Annotated in this window: 2 protein-coding genes; both read right to left on the bottom strand. The window is 37.2% G+C overall.

Annotation, left to right across the window (positions count from 1 at the left end):
• Nucleotides 1-623 precede the first annotated feature (623 nt).
• The gene (locus BLT91_RS30420) at nt 624-818 is read right to left on the bottom strand and encodes a hypothetical protein (RefSeq protein ID WP_090828005.1); all 195 of its coding nucleotides are present in this window, start codon (nt 816-818) and stop codon (nt 624-626) included.
• A gap of 599 nt (nt 819-1417) precedes the next feature.
• Complete coding sequence (locus BLT91_RS30415) at nt 1418-2416, bottom strand: type I glyceraldehyde-3-phosphate dehydrogenase (protein WP_090828003.1); 999 nt, start codon at nt 2414-2416, stop codon at nt 1418-1420.
• Nucleotides 2417-2860 lie beyond the last annotated feature (444 nt).

The following is a 2860-nucleotide window of genomic DNA, read 5'->3' as shown; positions in this document are numbered from 1 at the left end:
GCTTGTCGATACGACAGCAGTTAAAAGTGCGAGTGTTGTTACTGTGCGTCCTGTAAGATATTTTTTCATGGTTGTTTGCTCCTTTTTTTTATTTGTTATTACCTTTAATTTGTTATTCTTAAATTTAAGATATATGGCATTGGATATTCACAAAAAAGTATTCTGAAACACGTTGTTGTGCATCAAACAAATTTTACATTCTGGCAACTATCTTCAACTTGTAAATCTTAATTTTAAGATATATTGCAATAATTACCGAATGTAATGTCTAAAGACACATTTTATTGCATCAGTAAGGCTATTTATTATATCTCTCTATGCCCCCTCACCTTAACATTGTTTATTTGAAACAGTGTAAGGAATTTCGATTACTTTTATTATTATACTAACTAATTATTAATAAGTCAATATTATTTAATAAGTTTATTTTTTTGTTAACCAACTATGAGAAGAATGTTTTGAGGTTTTGCAGGCTTTTTTGAAAGGACAACAAAGGTCTAAATCGAAATAGCTTGATCAACTTCTAGTTGGAATAACATAGCGGTTCACCTCCCTCATAAATATCTTGGATTTGATTATCTTAAAATAAAGATAATTCTTTTTTAAAATAATGTCAATGGTAATCATTTCAGCAATACTTTTCGTGAATTAGCCATGAACATACGTTTCTCGTACATGTGAAGACGAGAGATATATTTGTTTAAACTTGTTAATATTTCCATCGTTTCATCCAAATAAACCTTATCTCCAAACAACTCATAAAGCAGCAAATAATCATTATACTCATCAAGCCATTCATCTACCTGCACCGGTGTCATTTCCGCATCCCTCCCATAATTTTATCTTCATCTCTACCGTGCTACATGTTGCAGAACTAATGTGACAATTACCGTATTACAATGGAGATGGGCACCACATGGTCAGCTCTATTTACTTATTTAGTGCGCTTGTAGATACTACGGCAGTTGCAAGTGTTGTTTCTTGCGACCTGTAAGATATTTTTTCATGGTTGTTAGCTCCTTTTTGTTTTTCCGTAAAAAATCCTCAACTTAAAGTATCTTTAATTTGAGATATTTGACATCTGTTAAAACCAAAAGTAAATCTTTGAAAACATTTTGTACATTAAACGCTAACTTACCTTGTTCTTCTATAACCCTCACATCTCAACTGTTTTAATTGATACGTTGTAGGAATCAAGTTTATATTTATTATAATATCCACTTATATTAAATTAGTCAATATATTTTTATTAGTTAATTGGTATCATTTACGTAAATGATATGTTTGGAGGAACACACACAAATTAAACCAACAACAACAATGAAGGAAACCTTGAACAAACACCTGCGAACAGTTTATCGTTCAAGGTTTTTTTCAACCGGACTTGAAGCGTTAGACTCGCATCAAGTTGGCTTTCTCATTTATTAACGAGAAAAGCGGCAACTTCCGCCAATCTTGAAGCATACCCCCATTCGTTATCGTACCAGGCAGCGACGGAAAGGATTTCTCCTTGTAATTGGGTTAAGGGGAGATCCACGATGGAGGAATGGGAATCTCCTACGATACGAGCAGATGTCCATTCGCCTTCCAAAACATCCAGCACTCCTTTTAAAGGCCCCTCTTTAGCCGCGGAGCGGAAGATGTCGTTGACTTGCTGTACCGTACACGGCTTCTCCGTTAAAAGATTTAATTCAGCTATACTGCCAGTGCGTGTTGGAACTCGGTAGGCTTTTCCAGTTATTTGTAAATCGTTCCAAATAAATTTGAGTGCCTTCGCCGCTCCGGAGGAGGAAGGAATGATATTTTCCGCTGCTGCCCATGAATCTCTGCGATCCTTCATGGGCTGATCCGTCAAGGATTGGCTGTTCGTGTAGGAATGAACGGTCGAGAATAGACCATACTTGATCCCGAAATTCTCATTGATTAATTTGACAACAACAGCCAAGGCATTGGTCGTACAGCTTGCCATGCTAATAATCTTGTGCTTTTCCGGATCAAAACTATCGAGATTTATCCCTTTAAGCAGTACTGCATCACAATCTTCAAGAGACCTGCTCGGTCCACTCACTAATACGCGATTGGCACCGTGTTCCAAATGGACTTGAGCCACAGCACGGGTAGATGCTCGACCTGTACAGTCCACCACTAGATCAACATCCAATTTCTTCCAATTCGGAACTTCCTTAGACGAATTAATATACTGGATTTCACGTCCACCTATCAAAATCAGTCCATCATGTCCATGGACGTCTTCGTGCCAGCGGTTATAATTCGTGTCTACTTCGAAGAGAGCCGCGAGCGTAGCTTCGTCTTTAATATCTGAGATGGATACAGGAACAAAGAGTTGATCCTTCAGAGCGACTCTTAACAATTGCCGACCAATGCGCCCAAAACCATAAATGCCTATTCTGCCCATAGTGACCTCCGGTGCTTGAAATGGTTATTAGTTCATAGTTAGTATATTGGCTTAACTCATGCTGTTATATTCCTCATTTCCAAGCATCTTATAAGTTTCCGCGCAAATGTAATTTCTGCAAACTGCTATGTGATGCAATCCGCAACAGCCAAGGTTTATGAATAACGTGTATTTAAAGCACATGTGGGAACAATGGAAAAAGGAATAATGACAGTAGCTATGAAACCAAGCGTTTCGGCGCCGATTTTTATAAAGAGTAACAAACTTTGATTTTTCGTTGGCCAGAAAGTAAAAAGATGGTCTGAACATGAAATTGACATCAAAGCATTCTTAATCGTTAACTATTTTTGCAGGTTGATGAAAAAAATCACGAAGCAAATTCTGCTTCGTGATTTTCGATAAGCTTTTCGATTAATGTCCTTCTTTACCGCCAAACATAGCTTG

This window comes from Paenibacillus sp. yr247, from assembly GCF_900103825.1.
In the GTDB taxonomy this organism is placed as follows: domain Bacteria; phylum Bacillota; class Bacilli; order Paenibacillales; family NBRC-103111; genus Paenibacillus_E.
The sequence above is the reverse complement of the archived record's forward strand: the minus strand, read 5'-3'. Positions and strand labels throughout refer to the sequence as shown.